Genomic DNA, 15123 nt, shown 5'->3' with positions numbered 1-15123 from the left:
CTCTAAGCCGGGATTTGTGGACAAAAGCGTCAGTCATGTCTAGTTATGCACAGGCAAAAACATGCGCATCGTCCTTGACGAAGTGAAAGCTTTAGGTTTTGATTGGCTTCATTAACTTACGAAACGAAACTTAAAGCCAAAATGTCGAAACGAAACACTCCACAACGACGGCACAACATCCTCGCGCTGCTGAATGAGCTGGGCGAGGTCAGTGTCGATGCGTTGGCCAAACGTTTCGAGACCTCGGAAGTCACTATCCGCAAAGACCTGGCGGCTCTTGAGGCCAATGGTCTGTTGCTGCGTCGTTACGGCGGCGCGGTCACGCTGCCTCAGGAACTGATTGCCGATCAGGCACAGCCGGTGTCTGCCTATAAACAGGCCATTGCCCGCGCTGCAGTGGGCAGGATTCGTGAGCATGCGCGAATCATCATCGACAGTGGCAGTACGACCGCCGCCATGATCCCTGAGCTTGGCCAGCAGCCGGGCCTGGTGGTGATGACCAATTCGTTGAATGTCGCCCGCGCCCTTAGCGAGCTTGAGCATGAACCGGTGCTGTTGATGACCGGCGGTACCTGGGATCCGCATTCCGAATCCTTCCAGGGCCAGGTCGCCGAGCAGGTACTACGCTCTTACGATTTCGACCAGTTGTTCATTGGCGCCGATGGCATCGACCTGGTGCGTGGCACCACCACATTCAATGAGTTGCTGGGGTTGAGCCGGGTCATGGCCGAGGTCGCGCGGGAAGTGATTGTCATGGTCGAGTCGGACAAGGTCGGTCGCAAGATCCCCAATCTCGAGCTGCCCTGGAGCAGCGTCAATACCCTGATTACTGATGAGCGCCTGCCCCAAGCGGCACGTGAACAGATTGAAGCCCGCGGCGTAAACGTTATCTGCGCCGCAATCAGCTAGGAGTAGTTTCTATGTGTGGAATCGTTGGCGCCGTCGCTGAACGTAACATCACCACTATCCTCATCGAAGGCCTCAAGCGCCTGGAGTACCGGGGCTATGACAGCGCCGGCCTGGCCGTCTACAGCGCGCAAGGCGTCCTGGAGCGCCGTCGTCGTATTGGCAAGGTCAGTGAGCTGGAAGCTGCCGTTGCCGCCGAACCGCTGTCGGGCCTGCTGGGTATCGCCCATACCCGTTGGGCAACCCACGGTGCGCCCAGCGAGCGCAATGCACACCCTCATTTCTCTGGCCACGACCTGGCGGTGGTGCATAACGGCATCATTGAGAACCATGAGGAGCTGCGCGAGCAGCTCAAGAGCCTGGGTTATGTGTTCAGCTCGGAAACCGATACCGAGGTGATCGTTCACCTGCTGCATCACACCCTCAAGACCCAGCCGGACCTGACTGAAGCGCTCAAGGTGGCGGTCAAGCAACTGCACGGTGCCTATGGCCTGGCCGTTATCAGTGCCAAACAACCGGATCGCCTCGTCGCTGCGCGTAGCGGCAGCCCGCTGGTGATTGGCCTGGGCCATGGGGAGAACTTCCTGGCGTCCGACCAGTTGGCCCTGCGCCAGGTCACCGACCGTTTCATGTACCTGGAAGAGGGTGATATCGCCGAGATTCGCCGCGACAAGGTCAGTATCTGGAACCAGGCCGGCCAAGCTGTTCAGCGTGAAGCGGTGCAGTACCACGAAGGTGCAGAAGCGGCTGACAAGGGTGAATACCGCCACTTCATGCTCAAGGAAATCCACGAGCAACCTACCGTGGTTCAGCGCACGCTGGAGGGTCGTCTGGGCACTGATCATGTGCTGGTACAGGCCTTTGGCCCGCAAGCCGCCGAGCTGTTTGCCAAGGTTCGCAATGTGCAGATCGTTGCCTGTGGCACCAGTTACCATGCGGGTATGGTTGCGCGCTACTGGTTGGAAGAACTGGCCGGTATTCCGTGCCAGGTCGAAGTGGCCAGCGAGTTCCGCTACCGCAAGGTGGTTGTGCAGCCCGACACCCTGTTCGTTTCGATCTCCCAGTCTGGTGAAACAGCAGACACCCTGGCAGCGCTGCGCAATGCCAAGGAGCTGGGCTTCCTGGCCAGCCTGGCCATTTGCAACGTCGGGATCAGTTCGCTGGTACGTGAATCGGACCTGACCCTGTTGACCCTGGCCGGCCCGGAAATCGGTGTGGCCTCGACCAAGGCGTTCACCACCCAACTGGTTTCGTTGATGCTGCTGACCCTGGCCCTGGGCCAAGTGCGTGGCACCTTGGGAGCGGGCGTTGAGGCCGATCTGGTCGAGCAATTGCGCCGCCTGCCGGTTCGCCTGGGCGAAGCGTTGGCGATGGATGCCACCATCGAGAAAATCTCGGAGCTGTTCGCCGACAAGCACCACACCTTGTTCCTTGGTCGTGGTGCGCAGTTCCCGGTGGCGATGGAGGGGGCGCTCAAGCTCAAGGAGATCTCCTATATCCACGCCGAAGCTTACCCGGCTGGTGAGCTCAAGCACGGCCCGCTGGCGCTGGTGGACAACGACATGCCGGTGGTCACCGTGGCGCCGAACAACGAGCTGCTGGAAAAGCTCAAGTCCAACCTGCAGGAAGTGCGCGCCCGTGGTGGTCAACTGGTCGTCTTTGCTGATGAGCAAGCCAGCATGAGCAATGGTGAAGGGACTCACGTGATCGCGATGCCGCACATCGCAGATGCCCTGGCGCCGATTCTCTACACCATTCCGCTGCAGTTGCTGTCGTACTACGTTGCCGTGCTCAAAGGCACCGACGTTGACCAGCCACGCAACCTCGCCAAGTCGGTGACCGTGGAGTAAGGCTGCTGTTGAGGCGAGCGCGTTGTGTGGGATGCAAATAAAGGTTCATCCGTACAAATAAAGTGTCATCCTTATAAATAAAGTTTCATCCTGAGCCTGCATCCGCTATGTTGATGTCATCGACACAGCGGGGGCAGGCTTTCTCATGTCTGGAACATTCAAGGGGCTGACCCAGGCCCAGATCGATAGAAGGCTCAAGGACGGGCGTGGCCAAGGCCAGGGATCAGACTACAAGCCGTTCATCTACACCAGGGACGTGTCCTCGCTGGGTCGCTCCCACCGCCTGCCTGGCAGCAAGACTCGGCGCCTGCACCATCTTCTATCCGATCTTGAGCTGGCCATCTTCCTGACCTTGGATCGGTCTCCCCATGTCACCGATATTCGTGAACAGTTCCCGATGCGAGTCGAAGATACGGTGCGCATCGCCGAGGAGCTTGGCCTGCCCCACGGGCGTTACAAGGGCACCCCGCAGGTACTGACCAGCGACTTCTTGGTGGACTTCGAAGATCCTCAGCGCCCGAGCATCGCGATTCAGGCCAAGTACAGTACCGACCTGCAGAAGCCTGAAGTTATCGAGAGGCTTGAGCTTGAAAGGCGCTACTGGCAGGAAAAAGGTATTCCCTGGGGTATCGTCACGGAGCGCGAGGTATCCAAGGTGGCATTTGCCAATATCCAATGGCTCTATCCTGCCCATGCTGAAGACGACATCGCTCAGGACGATCTCGCCCATTATCAGCAGCTGTTTCTGCTCGAGTTTCAGCGTCACCCAGACCGGAAGCTGACCGCTATTGCCCAAGGACTGGATACCTCCGGCCAGCTGGAGGCCGGTCAGGCGCTCTATTGGCTACGCCAGTTGCTGGCCCGGCACTGTTTCCTTTTCGATCTTGACACTCCTTACCGGGAGCTGAAGCCGAAAGACCTGGTTGCCAACCCTCATCAAATGCATCAGGAGCTGAGCAGTGTTGCCCGTTAATCAGGTGTTCCGGATGGGGGAACTGCGAAAGCGCCTGCTTTGGTCCGGTACCGAGCAGGCAATCTGGATCGATATCGATTCGGACACGGCGTTGCCCGAACCGATATCGATTGCAGAGCTGGAGCGTCTGCTCATGGAGCGGGAGCTGGAGAGCATTGCCGATCCCTTCGAGGAAACAGTCCTACGGGAGGTGGAGGAAGGTTCTCTTGATCAGCAGAAGCGTGATGAAGCTTGGGCAATGCTGGCGGATTTTGTGCACGATCCCCAGCTTTTCGTGCGGCACCCCAGAGGGCTCATTGTCAGAGGCATCATGGAGCGCCATGGTGTCACCAATCAGACGGTGTATAGGTTACTGAGGCGCTACTGGCAGCGGGGCATGTGTAGGAATGCCCTCTTGCCGGACTATGTCAACTCGGGCGCCCGTGGCAAGCGCAGAAAGCCGAACCAGGCCAAGCTGGGCAGGCCCAGAGTGGTGATGGAGGGGAAAGGAAGCAATGTCACGCCGGACATCGAGCGCATTTTTCGCCGGGTCATCGAGGAACGCTTGCTCAAGGAAAAGCATCCGTCCATTCCTGATGCCTACGCCTCCGGGCTGAACTTGCTCCGTGCTGTTCTGCCGGAGCTGCCGACCTCCGAACTGCCTACATTGGGGCAGTTCCGTTACTTCTATGGGCGCGAATATCACTTCACCGACACCTTGCCACGCAGGGTGTCCGCAGTGGATTTTGCCAAGGACTTCCGACCGCTCAGCAGTACATCGACGACCGAGGCACTGGGGCCCGGATACCGCTACCAGATAGATGCCACCATCGCCGATATCTATCTGGTTTCAGAACATGATCGCAGCCTTATCGTCGGCAGGCCTGTCGTTTACATGGTGATCGACGTGTTCAGCCGCATGGTCGTTGGTATGTACGTCGGATTCGAGGGGCCTTCCTGGGTCAGTGCCATGGTGGCATTGGCCAACACGGTCGCCGACAAGGTTGAGTATTGCCGCCAGTATGGAGTGGAGATCGATGCCAGCGACTGGCCGGTCAAAGGCTTGCCGGATGTGGTGCTGGCCGATAAGGGCGAACTGAATGGCACCAAGGTGGAAGCATTTTCCCAAGCCTTCGGCGTTCGCATCGAGAATGCACCGGCCAGGCGAGGAGATGCCAAGGGGATCGTCGAGCGTTATTTCCGGACGGTGCAGGAGCGTTTCAAGCCCTATGCCAGCGGTGTGGTCGAGCACACCACCAGCCGGAAGCGGGGTGGCCACGACTACAGGCTTGATGCCAGTCTGACCTTGCCCGAGTTCACCCAGATCATCATTGCCGGCATCCTCTACCACAACAACTTTCACACCTTGAGCAAATACGACAGGACCTCTGGTATGCCGGGCGATCTGCCAGCCATCCCGGTCATGCTGTGGAACTGGGGCTTGGCCAACCTGACCGGCCGGTTACGTACTGCGCCCGAGGAGCTGGTGCGGATCAATCTTTTGCCCCATGAGTCGGCCACGGTTTCGGAGCTGGGAATCAGGCTGTTCGGCTGCTTCTACACCTGCCAGGAAGCAATCAGGGAGGGTTGGTTTCACCGAGGCCAGGGGCGCCGGCCGACAGGGGTAACGGTCGCATACGATCCGCGTAGCGCCGACCACATCTACCTGCGGCCGTCCAATAGTCTCAAGGACTACTGGGTTTGCGATCTTGCCGACCGCAGTCGACGCTTCAGGGGGATGACCTTCTGGGATGTCTGGCTGCTGTCCAGAGAGGAACGGCGTAGCGATACCAACGCGGCGGCGGAAGCTTTGGTAGAGAGAGGCAATCTTCTGAAGCAGATCGAGTCTATCGTTGCCCAGGCAGAGGATGCCAGTCCGGTCAAAACGGGTATGACCACGAAGGATCTGGGAACCCAGATCCGCGAGAACAAGCAGCAGGAAAAGCGCCAGGAACGCCAGAAAACAGCATTCAAACCGGAGAAAGCACAGCAGGAAAAGCCAGCCGAGGTGATCCCACTGCGGGGCGAGAAGCAGGAAGATTATGCCTTCCCAGATCTCAGTGACCTGATATTCAAGGAGGAAGAGGATGACTGAAGAATTCCAGCGCGGAGTCATTCCCTTGGCGCGTTACCAGGAGCAGCAGCTTCCCGAGTATCAGGACAATCCGCTCATCAGCGCATTACCTCCGATTCCTGATCTGCAGGAGGTGGTCGGTCTATTGCAGCAGCTTCCCGGTTTCGAGCCGCAGGAGGCGCTTCTGGATGGTCGGCTCAGGGCGCATGCGATTGCCCGCCTGTTGCACGGCTTCTTCCAGCCGTTGAGCCATCACTTGGAGCTGGAGAGCAAAATCAGCCTGATGATCCGTCAAGGGTACATCGGTCGGAATCCGGCCAGCGGTGCCTGGTATGCGCACCTGCAGAATGGCTATCGCCGTGTCGAGGAGGAGGATCTGGATGCGGCGGTGTACCAGAGTGTCTCCTCTACGGCCAACAGCCTGTCGCTGTTCGGCTGCTCCGGTTGCGGCAAGACGCGCACGCTGGAGCGGATTCTGGGGATGTATCCCCAAGCTCTCCATCACCCTGATTACAACATCACTCAACTGGTCTACCTGAAGGTCGACTGTCCCATTGACGGTGACCTGGATGAGCTGTGCCTGAGCTTCTTCACCGAAGTAGACAAGATCCTGGGCACGCACTACAGCCGTAGCCACGGGCGCAAGAAGCTGGGCACCAAACGTCTGCTGGCATCCATGTGCCAGGTGGCCAATCTGCACGCGCTCGGAGTGCTGATCATCGACGAGGTTCAGAACCTCAACGAGGCACGCTCCGGTGGTGCCGAAAAAATGCACAATTTCTTCGTGTCGCTGGTGAACACCATCGGTGTTCCGATCATTCAGGTCGGCACCCACCGGGCCAGCAAGTTCTTCCAGCGCACGTTCCGGGCTGCTCGGCGGGTCTCCGGGTTGGGCAGCATCCGCTGGGATAGGTTGCCTCGGGACGAGCATTGGAAGCGTCTGTTGAAGCGGCTCTGGAAGTACCAGTGGCTGCGAAATGCGGCGCCGCTGGATGACGAACTGGAGGCGACGATGTACGACCTCACCCAAGGGGTCATGGACATCATCATCAAGCTGTTCGCGCTGGCGCAGATCCGGGCGATAGTGACGGGCGTCGAGTGCATCAAGCCGCTGTTGCTGCGCAGGGTTTTCGAGGATGAGTTCAAACCGGTCCATCCGATGCTGGCGGCCTTGCGGAGCGGTAGGCCCGAGCTGATCGCCAAATATGACGACCTGCTGATGCCAGAGATCGAGGGACGGTTGCTGACCCTGACGCGCGCTCTGGATAACGTCGCCCAACCGAAACCGCCGGCCCCTCCGGCGGATGACAAGGCGAAGCGGCTGGCCACCCTGCTCGAAGATATGGAAATCCCGAGGGACATCGCCATTCCCATGGCCGACGAATTGTTGGCGGAGAATCCGGACATCCCGCTAGCGGCCCTGATTCACAAGGCCACGGCCTACCTTGCTCAGGACGCTCCTAAGAGGCCCGGAATTTCCAGGGTTAAGCGAACGGAGTGGGGATGCCTATCCGAGGAGGATCTGCGTCGACGTTATGCCGATGGGCCCGAAAGAGAGGCCTATGACAGATTCAAGCAGGCTGGCCTGATCCTCGATCTGCGGCCTCTGTTAAGAGCGAGCTGACATGTACTTCCCCAGGCTCTACCCGGACGAACTGCTTTACAGCGGTATTGCCCGGTGCCGGGTACATCTGGGGATCGGTAACCACAAAACACTGCTGCACATGCTGTTCGGTGACAGCAAGGTTGCCGCGATCACCGATCTGCCCACACACCTGACTGCGTTGGCGAACAACACGGGCTTGGATGCGGAAGGCATGATCCTGAATCACACGCTGTTCCCGCTCTATGCCCCTTTCATTCCGCCGGAACGTCGTACCGATCTTTTTCAGGCCATGCTCGCTTCCGACCGGCCGACGATTGGTCTTTCTGGGGCATCGACGGCCTTGGTCAAGTGGCCCGATTGGCTGCGTTACTGCCCGATCTGCTTTGAGGATATGGCTGTACGCTACGGTGAACCTTACTGGCGGCGTAGCTGGCAGATTCAAGGGATAGACGCCTGTCCCGAGCATGGCTGTCAGTTCCTGAACTCACCCATCCCGTTCCGTCGAGCGCAGCGGCATGAGTTTCATCCAGCCTCTCCACTGTTTCTGCCCCGTGATCTTCGCGTGAGTCCCGTGGGCGAAGAGTCTATCAGACTCGCCAAGGCTGCCATGCAGCTGCTGGCGCTCGAAGAGGTGCAATCGCCTGGCTACGGACGCTGGACCAACCTGTACCGGTACCTGGCTACAGAGTGCGGCGCCAGGCGCGGCCGGCAGGTCAGGGCTGAAGTCATCTGGGAGAAGATCCTGGCATCCCATCGCAGGGATTGGCTTGCTGCGAACGGTCTGCTGACATCCGGAGAGCCTCCGCCCTGGCTGTTGGCGATGTTCAGGAAGCATCGCAAGGGATTCGGTGCTCTGCAGCATCTGATCGTCTGGACCAGCCTGCGCCCTGGCCAGCATGCTGGCGAGCTGATTGGCGAGGCGAAGACTCGTCAGCTCGACCTTGCCTCCGACCGGTCAGTGCAGCTGCTCCCCGCTGAGTTTGAGCAAAAGCAACAATACCGAGCCGTTTGGCTGCAAGCACTGGCTAATCACGGTGGCGCCAAGGCAGCCAGGCAAAACGGAGGGGAGGCATGTTACGCCTGGCTCTATCGTCATGACCGACACTGGCTGATGGCTGCGAATCAGGCCAGGCAGCACCGACAGGGCAACAACAGCCACATCGACTGGCGAGCGCGTGACAGAAAGCTGGTGCGCCTGCTGATCCGGATTGGCAGAGGTAGTGAAGAAGACCTGGGCCTTCCGCGCAGGAGTCGCAACTGGTTCCTGCAGCAGCTACCCCATCGGGCATCAGTCGAGCACCGTCTCGATCAACTGCCTCTGTGCCGCACCTTCCTGGATCGCTATGCCGAGTCCGTCGGCGAGTATCAGATCCGTCGCCTGACTGCAGCGATGCTGGAGGATGTACAGACAGGCATAACGTCCAGGCGCTGGGAGCTGGAAAAACGTTGTGGATTGGAAAAAAGCAGGGTGGCACCACTGACCACTGCGTTCATTCGATTGATAGGAGGATGGATTGAATAGGACAGTATTTCGTCAGATCCCGAACGGATCCAGGTTGCTGGCCGTTGGAAATTTTTTCAGGGCCAAGACTCCGGCGGCCCAGTGGCAGTTGGCGGCTCTCTTTGAGCGTAACGGTCAGATGCAGCTGCAGCGGTTCGCACAGGAGATGTCGTGTGTCTTGGCCGTTGGTCGCGAGTTTCTTGGCGAAGACGGGGCTCCTTATCGTCCCAGTGGTTTCAAGAAGACGGTGGTGCTTCCTGCAATAGATACCTGGCGGGAAAGGCAGTTGGGTGAGTGCCCACGACTGGCCAGAAGGCTTGCTGCAAATCCTGAGATATCTGGACAGCGATGCTTTGTGTTCGAGATCGATGGTCTGACCGTCTGGCTGCCGAAATTCGAGCTGGCACGAAAAATGTTCTTCCACGCAGCCTTCATCGTTCGTGCAGCCTTCGCACCGAATGGCTTGGACATGGCCTTCACGATCTACAGAGAGGGCGATGTTGTTCATATCCATACGCCCCCGAAGACGGGTGCCCCAAGTCAGCTTCTCAAAATCAAGGGATACAGAGACCATTTCAGTTGGCTGCTGCTGAATCAGGATGTGAAGCGATCCTTCGATTCAATCTGGCAAAGCCTCAATCAAAGGCAAGAGCGGGTACCGCAAGAGTCGGCGTATGCCAGGTGGCAGTTCGACTTTCAGGCACCCCCTTCCCTCGCGGGTACCACCATGGATGTGCGAGGCCCCTTTGATCCGGAACGCAACGAATTGCTGGTCTGGGAGATCGAAAAGCTTCAGGGGCTCCGGTTTAGCCATCGCGGTGATATTTTTTTCCACCACCCTGCTCTCAAGTCACCCGTCAGGGGAGAAAACACAGGCTGTGTATCCGTGCCATCGGGAGCTAAAGAGTTGGAGGTGGATGCTGAAGAAGAGCCGACTGCTGCCAAGGAGCAGAGGTTGATTCATCTGCCCGTTGAGGGAGTCACGTTTGATGCTCAGCTGCGCACCAAGATCGCCTACAACGGGGAGCGTGCCAACGGTCATGGCAAGAAGGTTGACGACGAGCAATGCCCGAGCAGAGAAAGCCAACTCTTCGGCGTGGCTGATCCTGTGAGCGAGGGCAGCATAGCGTCAGGAGAATTCCAACAATTGGGTGAGGGAGAGGGTGATGGGGACGAGCATGAACGGCTTGCAGATCGCTTCTCGCTGCTCCGAGAGATTCTTGAACAAATCACCCAAGAGTCTGGAGTTGCGCTGGTAGCACTGGAGGTGAGGCCTCTGCCGTCCGTTCCACGTTGCAGCTACCACATGATCGATCACGAAAAATCACGCTGTTATCTGCTGGCAAGGTTCAAGCTGCAAAACGGCGATCAACGCTACCTTCTAGAAATAGATACCTCAGACAACCGGAAGACCATGTCAACGCGGATCATGGGCTTCAAAGCAGGTGTTGAGGTAGGAAAATGCATAGACAGGATCTTGAGGGAGACAGTGAAAGGCTCGTTGCGCTGGCCAGGCACCATGGCGAAGTACTGTGAGCCTTTGCACTCTGTGCATCACCCGAAAGAAAGCTCATCTGGGGCCAACCATGCCAGGGTGTTCGACTGGAAGCAGCGGATACGCGCGGCCCTAGGCTGATTGCAGAATGCACCGCAGTTCGGCTGCGACACATCTTGTCGCGCACTGCGTGTAGCCTCCCCGAAACTGCCCGGAGCCGTGCCAAGGCGATATAGGCACGGCTGGCCACTGGCTCCCGCCCGAGTCAGCTGGAGTGCTTATTCCTCGAGCAGGCTGCGCAGCATCCAAGCAGTCTTCTCATGAACTTCGAGGCGCTGGGTGAGCAAGTCGGCAGTTGGCTGGTCATCGGCGGCATTAACCAGCGGGAACAGCTTGCGGGCGGTGCGTGCGGTCGCTTCCTGGGCTGCGACCAGATGGCGGATCATGTCGGTCGCTTTCGGTACGCCTTCCACTTCCTTGATCGAGGCCAGCTTGACGAACTCCTTGTAGGTGCCCGGCGCCGGGTAGCCAAGGGCACGAATGCGCTCGGCGATCATGTCGAGCGCATTCCACTGCTCGGTGTATTGGGTCATGAACATCGAGTGCAGGCTATTGAACTGTGGGCCGGTCACGTTCCAGTGGAAGTTGTGGGTCATCAGATAGAGCGTGTAGCTGTCGGCCAGCAGGCCGGACAGGCCCTTGACGATCTTTTCGCGATCATCGGCGTTGATGCCGATATCGATGGTTTGGGTTTTTGCTTTCTTGGTGGCCATGGGGGTCTTTCCTCATCGATTGGTGGGTTCTAGCCCAGGGTGGTGTCCAGCACCATCATCAGGGCAAAGCCGGCCATCAGGCCGAGGGTTGCCGAGGTTTGATGGCCGTTGCGGTGGGTTTCCGGGATGACTTCGTGGGAGACGACGAACAGCATCGAGCCGGCCGCCAGGCCCAGTCCGATCGGGTAGGCCGCAGCCAGCCCACTCGACAGGCCGACGCCCAGCAGCGAGCCGACCGGCTCCAGCAATCCGCTGAACGCCGCTACCAGGACGGCGAGTGCCGGGGTGAATCCAGCGCTCCTCAGGGCCAGGGCGACCGCCAGACCTTCCGGGATATCCTGCAGGGCGATGGCCGTGGTCAGCGGCAGCCCGACGCTCATGTCACCCTGCGAGAAGCTGACCCCTATCGCCATGCCTTCCGGCAGGTTGTGCAGGGCGATGGCAAAGACGAATAGCCAGATACGCCCGCAGCGCTCGTGACCTGGGCCACAGGGGCCTGTCTTGTCGTGTTCGTGGGGAATGAAGGCGTCCAGTCCCAGCATCAGCAGCACACCCATCCCCATGCCGAGCACCACGATCCCGGCGCCGAGGGCCGCGTTGCCGACAACGGCCGTGCCGGCTTCCAGGCCAGGCAGCAGCAGCGAGAAGGCGCTGGCCGCCAGCATCATGCCGGCGGCTAAGCCCAGCAAGCTGTCTTCAATACGCTGGGGTAGGCTGCGTAGGATCAGTGCCGGCAGCGCTCCCATTGCCGTGGTAGCGAAGCCTGCCACCCCACCGAGCAAGGCCGGCAGCAGGCCGGGCGGCGGCGTGCCAGCGACGATCTGAGTGATGCTCTGGGCCAGCAGAAACAGCACCACCAGCAGGGCGAGGCCAAGCCCCACTGCGATCAACATGTGCTCGCGCACGTGATTGCGCAACAGATCCAGCCAGCCCGATTGGGTGGCGGCGAGCGCAGCTACCCCGTTGCGCGGAGTCGCTCTGACGGTCATGACAGCTCCAGCAGCGTGGCGGCACCGCCACCTTCGTTCTGATATTCGACGAGCAGAGAACCCGTGGCCAGTTTCCTTTCGCTCATGCCGGTTTTCCTTTCACGACAACTTGTGGATCTGAGGACGATACCGGTAGCCGGTGTCGCGATGGTTTCTGGTTCGCATGAAGGGGGGCACCCTTGCAAGCGTAGTACCGCAAAGCTCAATCGAACGGCTTGGGTTGCGGGGTGTCGTTCGTCGACGGCGGCAGGATCGGCAGGGTGAAGCTCGGTTGCTCGCCGGTCAGGGTCTTGAGGAAGGCGGTGATCTTGCCAACCTCCTCGTTGCCCAGCTTGCGTCCCAGTTGCAGGCGCGCCATGACGTCGACAGCCTCCTCCAACTTCCAGTAGGCACCGTCGTGGAAGTAGGGGTAGGTCAGCTCGACGTTGCGCAGGGTCGGCACCTTGAACTTGAAGCGGTCGGCATCCTTGCCGGTCAGCGCAGCGACGCCTTCGGCCGGGTTGTCGGTCTTGTAGGGTTCGACCAGGCCCATCTTCTGGAAGGAGTTGCCGCCGACGGCCGGGCCGTTGTGGCAGGCGACGCAGCCGGTGTCCTTGAACAGCTTGTAGCCTTCCAACTCGGTCTGGGTCATCGCTTCCTTGTCGCCCAGCAGCCAGCGGTCGAAGCGCGACAGCGGGGTGACCAGGGTCTTCTCGAACTCGGCGATGGCGTCGGTCACCTCGTTGATGGTGATCTGGTCGACTTCGTAGACCCGCTTGAAGGATTCGCGGTACTGCGGGATGGAGCGCAGGGTGTCCACCGCCAGGCTGTGGGTGAAGGCCATCTCGCCGGGGTTGGCGATCGGGCCGGCGGCCTGTTCCTTGAGGTCGGCGGCGCGGCCGTCCCAGAACTGGGCGACGTTCATGCTCGAGTTGAGCACGGTGGGCGAGTTGATCGGGCCCTTCTGCCAGTTGTGGCCGATGGAGGTCTGCAGGTTGTCGCTGCCGCCCATGCTCAGGTTGTGGCAGGAGTTGCAGGAGATGAATCCCGAGCGCGACAGGCGCGGATCGAAGAACAGCTGCTTGCCCAGTTCGACCTTGGCCGGATCGGTGACCTTGGCCGGCAGGATCGGCTGGATCGGTTCGTTGCTCGGGGGCATGGCCCAGGCGTTGATGGCGCAGAGCAGGCTGGCGGTCAGTGTCAGGGGCTTTTTCATGAGGCTTCCTTGATCGTCTTCCTGAGTGTTCTTTGATTATCCATACCTGCCAGGGCGGAACCGTTGCTCCTGATCAGGGGGGGGCTGGCCCCTGCTCTGGAGCACACCTCGCGGTTCGAGAAGCCACTTTTTCATTTAACCAGAAATACTGGGGAGGGTATATTGCGGATCATTCCTATTTAAACTGCGCCAATTCATCAGCATCCCCCAACTAGGCTTTGTACGAAAAGTATTGCCGCATGCAACGTAGGCTGCAGGCCAAGGTGACCATGGCTGCAAAGCTCTTGGCCAGCTTGTCATAGCGAGTGCCGATCCTGCGATTTTCTTTCAGCCAGCCAAACATCCGCTCAATGATGTTCCGTTGCCGGTATTTGGGCCGGTCAAACAGTCGGGGCAAGCCAGGTCGAGGTTTGCGCGGCATAGCGCGCAATGGGATTACCGGCTGCATTCGGTAACGGTCGCAGTACTGGCGCAGGTGCTCGGCATCGTATCCCTTGTCAGCCAGCAACCACCGGCTACGTTTACGCGGTCGTCCTGGCTTGCCAGCAATTCTTACAGCATCCAGCAGCGGCTGAGCGTGGGAGACATCACTGGCTTGTCCTGGTGAAAGCCTGAAATGCAATGGCACGCCATTGGCATCGCACACCATGTGAATCTTGGTGGTCAGACCGCCTCGACTGCGCCCCAAGGCATGGTCTAACGGTTCTTCAGGCCCCCCTTTTTCCCGGCGCCTGAAGAGGCTCGGGTTGCTCGTACTGCGGTGGAGTCGATCATCCAGGTGTCCAAGTCGATCAGTCCTTCCCGGTTCAGCCGAATATGCAGACGCTCCAGTACTCGCTCGAATGTGCCGTCGTCGCGCCAGTCACGAAAACGCTGATACACCGTTGACCAAGGCCCAAAGCGTTCAGGCAGGTCGCGCCAGGGAGCGCCCGAGCACAGGATCCACAGAATTCCGTGGAGAACCTGACGATCATCGTTGCGAGGACGGCCCATTTTCTGTTCTGGAGAAACCAAATCCTTGATCAGCTCCCATGACGCATCAGAAAGTTCGTAACGCCTTGCCATACGGGCCTCCAACCGGTCATGGCGGCAATTTTAGCCACAACGACTTTTCGTACAAAACCTAAGGAGAGCGACGACTCATGCATGTACCAATCGAGCACTGGAACGAGCGCTACCAAGGCGATGACTACCTGTTCGGCACGGAGCCCAATGTCTTTCTTGTCAGCCAGCAACAACGCTTCGTGCCGGGCATGCAGGTACTGTCGGTGGCAGATGGCGAGGGGCGCAACGGTGTCTGGCTGGCGCAGCAGGGAGTCGATGTGCTGGCCGTGGAAGGTTCGCCGCGTGCCATCGACAAGGCCCGGCGTCTGGCAGCCGAGCGTGGTGTGAGCCTGCGTCATGAGCAGGCCGATCTGCTGGCCTGGGAGTGGGGCGTCGAGCGTTTCGATGCAGTCGTGGCGATCTTCATCCAGTTCGTCGGTCCCGAGCAGCGTGCGCGGATGTTCGCCAGCATGCAGCAGGCATTGAAGCCTGGTGGCCTGTTGCTGCTCGAGGGCTATCGGGTCGAGCAGTTGGCGTACGGCACCGGGGGCCCAAGGGATCCGGCCAATCTCTACACGACCGAGCTGCTGCGCGAGGCCTTTGCCGGGCTGGAAATCCTCCATCTGACCGAGTACGACGCGCCCATCGAGGAAGGCAGCGGCCATTGCGGCATGTCGGCGCTGATCGACCTGGTGGCGCGCAAGCCGCTGACGACGTAAGGCCCGAAAACGGAGGAGA

12 protein-coding genes are annotated in these 15123 nt (G+C 59.5%); 8 read left to right on the top strand and 4 right to left on the bottom strand.

The window, feature by feature from the left end; all coding sequences use genetic code 11:
- Positions 1-141: 141 nt before the first annotated feature.
- The 7 genes from CYD26_RS15665 (at position 142) to CYD26_RS15635 (ending at position 10525) form a co-directional block, all read left to right on the top strand.
- A complete protein-coding gene (locus CYD26_RS15665; protein WP_065759579.1) occupies positions 142-909 on the top strand; it encodes a DeoR/GlpR family DNA-binding transcription regulator in 768 nt (255 codons plus the stop codon).
- Positions 910-920: 11 nt separating this feature from the next.
- Positions 921-2756, top strand: a complete 1836-nt coding sequence (gene glmS, locus CYD26_RS15660; protein ID WP_065759580.1) for a glutamine--fructose-6-phosphate transaminase (isomerizing) — start codon at positions 921-923, stop codon at positions 2754-2756.
- 145 nt (positions 2757-2901) lie between these two features.
- Positions 2902-3729: a TnsA endonuclease N-terminal domain-containing protein gene (locus tag CYD26_RS15655; protein WP_102053042.1), complete on the top strand. Its 828-nt coding sequence runs from the start codon at positions 2902-2904 to the stop codon at positions 3727-3729.
- Positions 3730-3742: 13 nt separating this feature from the next.
- Positions 3743-5803, top strand: coding sequence for a Mu transposase C-terminal domain-containing protein (locus CYD26_RS15650; RefSeq protein WP_041110472.1), 2061 nt, complete (start codon positions 3743-3745; stop codon positions 5801-5803).
- Positions 5796-7406 (top strand): ATP-binding protein, encoded by a 1611-nt coding sequence (locus CYD26_RS15645; RefSeq protein WP_102053041.1) that lies wholly within the window; start codon positions 5796-5798, stop codon positions 7404-7406. The genes CYD26_RS15650 and CYD26_RS15645 overlap by 8 nt, the downstream gene beginning before the upstream one ends.
- A 1-nt stretch (position 7407) precedes the next feature.
- Positions 7408-8910 carry a TnsD family Tn7-like transposition protein gene (locus CYD26_RS15640; protein ID WP_102053040.1) on the top strand — a complete coding sequence of 501 codons (1503 nt, stop codon included), beginning with the start codon at positions 7408-7410 and terminating at the stop codon, positions 8908-8910.
- Positions 8903-10525, top strand: a complete 1623-nt coding sequence (locus tag CYD26_RS15635; protein WP_102053039.1) for a Tn7-like element transposition protein TnsE — start codon at positions 8903-8905, stop codon at positions 10523-10525. Before CYD26_RS15640 ends, CYD26_RS15635 begins: the two co-directional genes overlap by 8 nt.
- A gap of 137 nt (positions 10526-10662) precedes the next feature.
- On the opposite strand, the gene CYD26_RS15630 is transcribed toward CYD26_RS15635, so the two are convergent.
- From CYD26_RS15630 to CYD26_RS15615, 4 genes are all read right to left on the bottom strand, one after another.
- Entirely contained in the window at positions 10663-11157 is a 495-nt protein-coding gene (locus CYD26_RS15630; RefSeq protein ID WP_041110333.1) for a Dps family protein, read from the bottom strand.
- Between the two features lie 29 nt (positions 11158-11186).
- Complete coding sequence (locus CYD26_RS15625) at positions 11187-12146, bottom strand: ZIP family metal transporter (protein ID WP_178081715.1); 960 nt, start codon at positions 12144-12146, stop codon at positions 11187-11189.
- A 202-nt stretch (positions 12147-12348) separates the two neighbouring features.
- Positions 12349-13284, bottom strand: coding sequence for a cytochrome-c peroxidase (locus CYD26_RS15620; protein ID WP_371917233.1), 936 nt, complete (start codon positions 13282-13284; stop codon positions 12349-12351).
- 268 nt (positions 13285-13552) lie between these two features.
- Positions 13553-14406, bottom strand: a protein-coding gene (locus CYD26_RS15615; protein ID WP_102053037.1) for an IS5 family transposase whose coding sequence is annotated in 2 segments (ribosomal slippage) — positions 13553-14050 and positions 14053-14406 — 852 coding nt in all. Because the reading frame shifts where the segments join, the coding sequence is not laid out codon by codon here.
- 77 nt (positions 14407-14483) lie between these two features.
- Here CYD26_RS15615 and CYD26_RS15610 point away from each other — a divergent pair.
- Positions 14484-15104 (top strand): cyclopropane-fatty-acyl-phospholipid synthase family protein, encoded by a 621-nt coding sequence (locus CYD26_RS15610; protein ID WP_102053036.1) that lies wholly within the window; start codon positions 14484-14486, stop codon positions 15102-15104.
- Positions 15105-15123: the final 19 nt, after the last annotated feature.

The organism is Pseudomonas sp. FFUP_PS_473 (assembly GCF_002858665.1).
In the GTDB taxonomy this organism is placed as follows: domain Bacteria; phylum Pseudomonadota; class Gammaproteobacteria; order Pseudomonadales; family Pseudomonadaceae; genus Aquipseudomonas; species Aquipseudomonas defluvii.
The sequence above is the reverse complement of the archived record's forward strand: the minus strand, read 5'-3'. Positions and strand labels throughout refer to the sequence as shown.

Coding starts and splice junctions, on each gene's coding strand:
- CYD26_RS15655 (WP_102053042.1), top strand. CDS start 2,902: ATGTCTGGAACATTCAAGGGGCTGACCCAGGCCCAGATCGATAGAAGG.
- CYD26_RS15640 (WP_102053040.1), top strand. CDS start 7,408: ATGTACTTCCCCAGGCTCTACCCGGACGAACTGCTTTACAGCGGTATT.
- CYD26_RS15630 (WP_041110333.1), bottom strand. CDS start 11,157: ATGGCCACCAAGAAAGCAAAAACCCAAACCATCGATATCGGCATCAAC.
- CYD26_RS15650 (WP_041110472.1), top strand. CDS start 3,743: ATGGGGGAACTGCGAAAGCGCCTGCTTTGGTCCGGTACCGAGCAGGCA.
- CYD26_RS15620 (WP_371917233.1), bottom strand. CDS start 13,284: ATGCCCCCGAGCAACGAACCGATCCAGCCGATCCTGCCGGCCAAGGTC.
- CYD26_RS15665 (WP_065759579.1), top strand. CDS start 142: ATGTCGAAACGAAACACTCCACAACGACGGCACAACATCCTCGCGCTG.
- CYD26_RS15625 (WP_178081715.1), bottom strand. CDS start 12,146: ATGACCGTCAGAGCGACTCCGCGCAACGGGGTAGCTGCGCTCGCCGCC.
- glmS (WP_065759580.1), top strand. CDS start 921: ATGTGTGGAATCGTTGGCGCCGTCGCTGAACGTAACATCACCACTATC.
- CYD26_RS15610 (WP_102053036.1), top strand. CDS start 14,484: ATGCATGTACCAATCGAGCACTGGAACGAGCGCTACCAAGGCGATGAC.
- CYD26_RS15645 (WP_102053041.1), top strand. CDS start 5,796: ATGACTGAAGAATTCCAGCGCGGAGTCATTCCCTTGGCGCGTTACCAG.